The organism is Falsiroseomonas sp., assembly GCF_030695085.1.
Taxonomy (GTDB): Bacteria; Pseudomonadota; Alphaproteobacteria; order Acetobacterales; family Acetobacteraceae; genus Falsiroseomonas.
The window spans coordinates 47,536-54,095 of sequence record NZ_JAUYTS010000035.1 but is presented as its reverse complement, the minus strand read 5'-3'; the positions used below and the strand labels follow the sequence as shown (position 1 = coordinate 54,095).

Below are 6,560 nucleotides of genomic sequence, written 5' to 3'. Positions count from 1 at the left end.
ATGGCCGGACCGATGGCAGATCTGGCGGCGCGGCATGAATCCGGGCAGGACAGCTACGACCATTACATCGCCGGTGCCGCGCAGTTCACCGCGGTGGATGTGGCCGCGGCGGGGGCCGCCTTCGCCGCGCTGATCGGCGATGCCGGGCTGCGCGCCCGTCTCTCCGCCGCGGCGGGGGGCCGCGCGCGGACGATCTATGACTGGTCCGTCGTGATCGGCCAGTACCGGGCGTTATGGGCGGAACTGGCCGCGATGCGCGCGGCAGGGCGCGGCGAGCGGGCCGCCCCGTTGCGCGGCGAGGAGTTGGTGCCGCGACGCCCCGACCCCAGCCGCCTGTTCGCGGATTTTCCGACCCGCCGCCTGACGCCCGAAACGCGGCTCTGCCTGGCGCCCGGGCTGGCCGATGCGGCAGCCGCGCTGGCGCGGCTGCGCGCGATCGCCGCCATCCCGGGCGGTGCGGCGCGACCGGACCTGCTGCCGGGGGCGGAGGCGTTCGAGCTGATGCTGGCGGGGCTGGAGGCCGGCCCGGCCCAGGCCGGCACGCTGGTGGCGGCCCTGCCGCCGGCCCAGGCCGTGCGGTGCTTTCGCACGCTGGCCTGGCTGGTGAAGATCGATGTGTTGCGGCTGGCGCAATGAGGGCGGTCAGCCCCGCCGCCGGAACCGCTCCACCGCCGCCACCAGCGCCGTACGCACCCCCGGCTCCAGCGCCGAATGCCCGGCATCCGGGATCACCGTCAGCCGCGCCCGCGCCCAGGCGGCGGCCAGATCGAAGGCGCTGTCGCAGGGGCAGACCATGTCGTAGCGGCCCTGCACGATCTCAGCGGGAATGTGGGCGATGCGGTCCATGTTGCCCAGCAGCCCCTCGGGCGGCAGGAACAGGTCGTGGCGGAAATAATGCGCCTCGATCCGCGCCAGCCCCAGCGCGCTGCGGTCCTGCGCGAAGCTCGCCACCGTCTCCGGGCTCGGCATCAGGGTGGAGCAGGAGCCTTCATACTGGCTCCAGGCGCGCGCCGCCGGGCCGTGCACCAGCGGGTCCGGGTCGCACAAGCGCTTGAGGTAGGCGCTCAGCAGGTCGCTGCGTTCCTCCGGTGCCACATGTTCGGCAAACGCCGCCCAGGCATCGGGGAAGACCCGGCGCAGGCCGTAGAGAAACCATTCCACCTCCGCCGCCCGGCCGAGAAACACGCCGCGCAGCACGCAGCCCGTCACCCGGTCCGGATGCACCTGGGCATAGGCCAGCGCCAGGGTGCTGCCCCAGGACCCGCCGAACAGCAACCATTTCTCAATACCGAGGAAGCGGCGCAGCGCCTCGATATCCGCCACCAGATGCGGGGTCGTATTCTCCCGCAGGTCGCCCAGCGGGCGGGACCGGCCGGCGCCGCGCTGGTCGAAGATCACCACGCGCCAATGCTGCGGGTCGAAGAAGCGGCGATGGATCGCCCCGGCGCCGGCGCCTGGGCCCCCATGCAGGAACAGCGCCGGCTGGCCGCGCGGATTGCCCACCTGTTCCCAATACATGACGTGGCCCGCCGAAAGCGGCAGCAGGCCGGTCTCGAAGGGGGCGATATCGGGATAGAGGTCGCCGCGGGGCATGCTGGCCCCTTTAAGGGGCGTGGCCGCCCCGAGTCCAGAAGCCTTGTTACGCAGCCTGATGCCGATTCCCACAAAGTGACCCTTCGCCCGCGCCCCATTCGTGCCTAGTTTGGGGGTATGGCCGAGACCCCCTCGGCCGGCTCCCGTTCCGCCACCGCCGGCGCCCTGCGCTGCGGGGTCTGTGGAACCGAAAGCCGGCACCCCGCTTTCCGCCCGGCACCGCCCGAACAGGCCCCGGATCTTGATCTGCGTCCGGGGGAGCCTGTGCGCTCCACCATGGCGCGCTGGCTGCAGCAATGCCCGGGCTGTGGCTATGCCGCGCCCGACATCACCCGCGCCCATCCGGCGGCGGCGGAGGCGGTGCGCGCGGCGCCCTTCCGCGCCCTGCTGGCGGAATCCGGCACGCCACCCCTGGCGCGGCGCTTCCTGGCCTGGGCGCTGGTGCTGGAGGAAACCGGCGCGCTGCACGCCTCCGCCGAGGCCACGCTGCATGCCGCCTGGGTGGCGGATGACCTTGGCCGGGGGGAATTCGCCCGCGCCTGGCGGCTGGATGCCGTGGCGCTGTGGCGTAGCGGCCCGCCGCTCGATTCCGAACAGACCGTGCGGGTGATCGATGCGCTGCGCCGGGCCGAAGCCTGGGGTGATGCCGGCGCGACCGCCGAGGCGCTGGCGCTGACCGAACCGCCGGAGGCGGTGGCGCAGGTGGTGGCGCTGGAGCGGCGGCTGATCCAGGCACAGGATGCCGGGCGGCACACCGTGGCCTCCGCCCTGCCGCCGCCCTCCCGCCGCCCGCATGTGACGCATCAGCGGATCGAGGCGCGCGGCGAGGGGCTTTGGGTGCGGCTGCGCCGCTGGCTGGGCTGGGGCTGACCGCATCTTCGGGAAGACCGGCGCACGCGCTTGGCACTTGCCGCCAGGCGGCTGCCCGCATAAAGCTATAATATAACATTGCAAGGATGAGCGTCACCATGCTCCGGCGCACCCTTCTTTCCCTGCCCGCCCTGCTGCTGGCGGCCCCCGCAACGACGCGGGCCCAAGCAACGGGGGCCCAAGCGACCGGGGCCCAAGCGACGCCGCCGCTGGTCGTTGCCTCCTTCTCCATCCTTGGCGACATGGTGGACGAGATCGCCGGTGATGCGGTGCGGCTGCGGACGCTGGCCGGGCCGAATGTGGATGCGCACAGCTTCGCACCCCGGCCATCGGACGCGCAGGCGCTGCGCGGCGCGGCGCTGGTGGTCCGCAACGGGCTGGGCTTCGACAGCTGGATCGACCGGATGATCCGCGCAGCCGGCTATCGCGGCCCGGTCGCCACCGCCACCGATGGCATCACCCCGCTGCAGATGGATGGGCATTCGCATGGCCACGGGCATTCCCACGGCCATCGCCACGGCACCGCGCGCCAGGTGCCGGACCCGCATGCCTGGCAGGATCTGCGCTTCGGCATCCAGTATGCGCGCAACATCGCCACCGCCCTGAAAGCCGCCCTGCCCGCCCAGGCCGCCCAGATCGAAAGCCGCGCCGCCGCCTATGTCGCGCGGCTGGAGGCGCTGGATGCCTGGGTCCGCACCGAGATCGCCGCCGTGCCGGAAGCCCGCCGCAAGGTGGTGACCAGCCACGACGCCTTCGGCTATTTCGGCGCCGCCTATGGCATCACCTTCCTCGCACCGCAGGGCATCTCGACCGAGGCCGAGCCCAGCGCCGCCGAGGTCGCCCGGCTGATCCGCCAGATCCGCGCCGAATCCATCACCGCCGTCTTCCTGGAGAACATGGGCAACCCCGCCACCCTGGAACGCCTGGCGCGGGAAGCGGGGGTGAGCGTGCAGGGCAAGCTCTACGCCGATGCGCTGTCGGAGCCCTCGGGACCGGCGCCGAGCTATGAGGCGATGTTCCGGCACAATGTCGGCATGCTGGTGCCAGCGATGCGCGGCCAGGCGAGCTAGGGCCAGGGCGCCTATCGCCCATCGGGGCCGCCTGCCAGATTGCCACCCATGCATCTGGCCGACTTTCCCGCCACCGCCGCCGCCGCCCGCCTGCTGCAACCCGAACTCGCCGCCCGCGTGGTGCCGCAGGACGAAATCGGGCCGGTCCGCGTGGTGGCCGGGGCGGATGCCAGTACGCTGCGCTTCGACCCGACGCGCACGGTCCATGCCGCCATGGTCGCGCTGGATGCGGAAAACCTAGCCGCGCTCGGGGAGGCCGGCGCCACGCGCAGCGGCGGCCTGCCCTATGTGCCGGGGCTGCTCGGCTTCCGCGAAGTGCCGCCGCTGGCCGAGGCTTTCGCGAAGCTGCCCCGGCGGCCGGACCTGATCCTGGTGGATGGGCATGGCCTGGCGCATCCGCGCAGCCTTGGCGTCGCCTGCCTGCTGGGCGTGACACTGGATGTGCCGACCATCGGCGTGGCGAAATCCATCCTCGTCGGCACGGTGCAGGGCGACCTGCCCGATATGGCGGGCGCGCAGGCGCCGCTGGTCTGGCAGGGGCGCATCATCGGCATCGCGCTGCGGACCCGGCGCGGTGCCAACCCGGTCTATGTCTCCATCGGCCATCGCGTCTCGCTGCCCACCGCGCTGGCCTGGGTGGTGGCGCTCGGCCGTGGCCGGCGTTTGCCGGAGCCGACGCGGCTGGCGCATGCCGCGGCAACGCGGGTCCGCCTGGGGCACGATCCGCCCTGACGTGCCGTCTCAGGAAGCCGGATGCAGCGCCCGCCAGACGCGCTGCGGCGTCATCGGCAGTTCCACATGCGCGCCATCCAAGGCATCCGCCACCGCATTGGCCAGCGCCGCCGGGGCGCCATTGGTCGGCAATTCGCCGACGCCCTTGATGCCGAGGCTGTTATTGGGCGAGGGCACCGGCAGCACCGCATGCCGGAAATCCGGCAGTTCCGCCGCGCGCGGCATGGCGTAGTCCATCAGCGTCGCGGCCAGCATCTGGCCGTCGGCGTCATACACCGCATCCTCCGACAGCGCCTGGCCGATGCCGGCGGCCCAGCCGCCCTGCAACTGGCCGGCCAGCAGCACCGGGTTGACCACAGTGCCGGCATCGATGGCGGCGGCGAAGCGGTCCAGCACCACCTGGCCGGTCTCCGGGTCCACCTCCACCTCGCAGATCGCGATGCCGGCGGGCCAGGTTTCCACCGTCTCGGCGAAATCCGCCTGGCCGCGCAGCCCGCCCTGGCGCGCGGCGACCTGGGTCAGTGTCACGCGTCGATCGGTGCCGGCGATTTCATAGGCGCCGTTGTGCCAGGCAACGTCGACCACCGCGGCTTCCAGCATCTCCGCCGCCATCGGCAGGCCGCTCTCGATCGCCGCCTGCGCGGCACTGGCAAAGGTGGTGCCGGAGATGATGGTGGAGGAGGACCCGCCGGTGCCGCCGCCGCGCGGAATGCGGTCGCTGTCGCCCTGGATGATCTCGATCTGCGTGGCTGGCACGCCGAAGGCGGCGGCGAGGAGCTGGGCATAGGCCGTGGCATGGCCCTGCCCCTGGCTCTGCGTGCCGGTGCGCGCGGTGATGCGGCCATCGGCCTGCACCTCGACGAGGGAGGTCTCATCGCCCCAGCCGCCCGAGCCATGCAGATGGCAGGCCACGCCGCGCCCCCGGCGCAGCCCGCGCGCGGCGGAATCCGCACGCCGCGCCGCGAAGCCGGGCGCATCGCCCAATGCCAGCACGGCATCCAGCAGCGAAGCCGGGTCGCCGCTGTCGTAGCGATAGCCGAGCGCGGTGCGATACGGGTAGGCGCCGCGCGGCAGCAGGTTCAGCCGGCGCAGCGCCACCGGGTCGCGCCCGGATTCGCGCGCCGCCACATCCACCACGCGCTCCAGCAGCAACAGTGCCTCCGGCTTGCCGGCGCCACGCACCGCATCCACCGGGGCGGTGTTGCTGAAGGCGCAGCGCAGGGCGATGTGCATGGCGGGAATGTCGTAAAGCCCGCCGAGCACCTTCGCCATGCCGCCGGTCGGGATGGTGGGGTTCACGGTGGAGACATAGGCGCCGAAATTCGCCACGCCCTCCACCCGCACCGCCAGAAAGCGGCCTTCGGCATCCAATGCCAGGGAGGCTTCCGCCACCAGGTCCCGCGCATGGGTATCCGCCAGATGGTGCTCGCTGCGGTCTTGCACCCAGCGCACGTCGCGGCGCAGGTCCCAGGCGGCGAAGCAGGCCAGCGCCTGTTCCGGATAGGGCGGCAGCTTCGGGCCGAAGCCGCCGCCGACATCCGGCGTCACCACGCGCAGCCTCTCCCGCGGCCAGTGAAGGATGTGGTCGCACAGCATGCGATGCAGCAGATGCACGCCCTGCGATGGCGTGGTCAGCGTGACGCGCCCATCCTGCCACTGCGCCAGGGCGGCACGGGTTTCCAGATAGCCGGCCAGGATGCGCGGCGACCGGTAGGTCACGCGGGCCACCTGCGCCGCGCCGGCGAAGGCGGCCGCCACGGCATCCGCATCGCCCTTCTGCCAGTCGCAGCACAGATTGCCCGGCGCCGCCGCATGCAGCAGCGGCGCGCCGGGGGCCAGCGCATCATCGCCGCGCACCACGGCGGGCAGCGGGTCGTAATCGACCATCACCGCCTCCGCCCCATCACGTGCCGCATGGGCGGACTCGGCCACCACCATGGCGACGATCTCACCCACATGGCGCACGCGATCCGCCGGAATGGGCAGGCGCGGCGGCTCGATATGGCGGGTGCCGGCGGTGTCGCGGATTTCCGTTACCGCGGGGTTGTGGCCGAGGCCGGCCACCTCGGCGGCCGTGAACACCGCCACCACGCCCGGCAGCGCCCGCGCGGCGGCGGCCTGCACGCCGAGGATGCGCGCATGCGCGTGTGGGGATCGCACGAACACGGCATGCAGCGCGCTGGGGGCGGCGATATCCGTGGTGAAGCGCCCGCCGCCGGTCAGCAGCCGCGGATCCTCCAGCCGGCGCAGCGGTTGGCCGAGGCCGGGAAGAACATCGAACGCCATGTGCAAAGC

General features: G+C 72.6%; 5 protein-coding genes and 1 pseudogene. 4 read left to right on the top strand and 2 right to left on the bottom strand.

The annotated features are described in order from the left end of the window. Positions 1–636 (top strand): annotated as a pseudogene (locus tag Q8S40_RS03700) (hypothetical protein); the annotation flags it as partial. A 6-nt stretch (positions 637–642) separates the two neighbouring features. Here the strand turns inward: Q8S40_RS03700 and pip are convergent. Further along, complete coding sequence (pip, locus tag Q8S40_RS03695) at positions 643–1,593, bottom strand: prolyl aminopeptidase (protein ID WP_305669330.1); 951 nt, start codon at positions 1,591–1,593, stop codon at positions 643–645. A 117-nt stretch (positions 1,594–1,710) separates the two neighbouring features. Here pip and Q8S40_RS03690 point away from each other — a divergent pair, with 117 nt between their 5' ends. The 3 genes from Q8S40_RS03690 (at position 1,711) to Q8S40_RS03680 (ending at position 4,265) form a co-directional block, all read left to right on the top strand. Continuing rightward, positions 1,711–2,463 (top strand): hypothetical protein, encoded by a 753-nt coding sequence (locus tag Q8S40_RS03690; protein WP_305669329.1) that lies wholly within the window; start codon positions 1,711–1,713, stop codon positions 2,461–2,463. 98 nt (positions 2,464–2,561) lie between these two features. Then, complete coding sequence (locus tag Q8S40_RS03685) at positions 2,562–3,533, top strand: metal ABC transporter solute-binding protein, Zn/Mn family (protein ID WP_305669328.1); 972 nt, start codon at positions 2,562–2,564, stop codon at positions 3,531–3,533. Positions 3,534–3,581: 48 nt separating this feature from the next. Continuing rightward, positions 3,582–4,265 carry an endonuclease V gene (locus Q8S40_RS03680; protein WP_305669327.1) on the top strand — a complete coding sequence of 228 codons (684 nt, stop codon included), beginning with the start codon at positions 3,582–3,584 and terminating at the stop codon, positions 4,263–4,265. Between the two features lie 9 nt (positions 4,266–4,274). Here the strand turns inward: Q8S40_RS03680 and Q8S40_RS03675 are convergent, their stop codons facing one another. Then, the gene (locus tag Q8S40_RS03675) at positions 4,275–6,551 is read right to left on the bottom strand and encodes a xanthine dehydrogenase family protein molybdopterin-binding subunit (RefSeq protein WP_305669326.1); all 2,277 of its coding nucleotides are present in this window, start codon (positions 6,549–6,551) and stop codon (positions 4,275–4,277) included. Positions 6,552–6,560 lie beyond the last annotated feature (9 nt).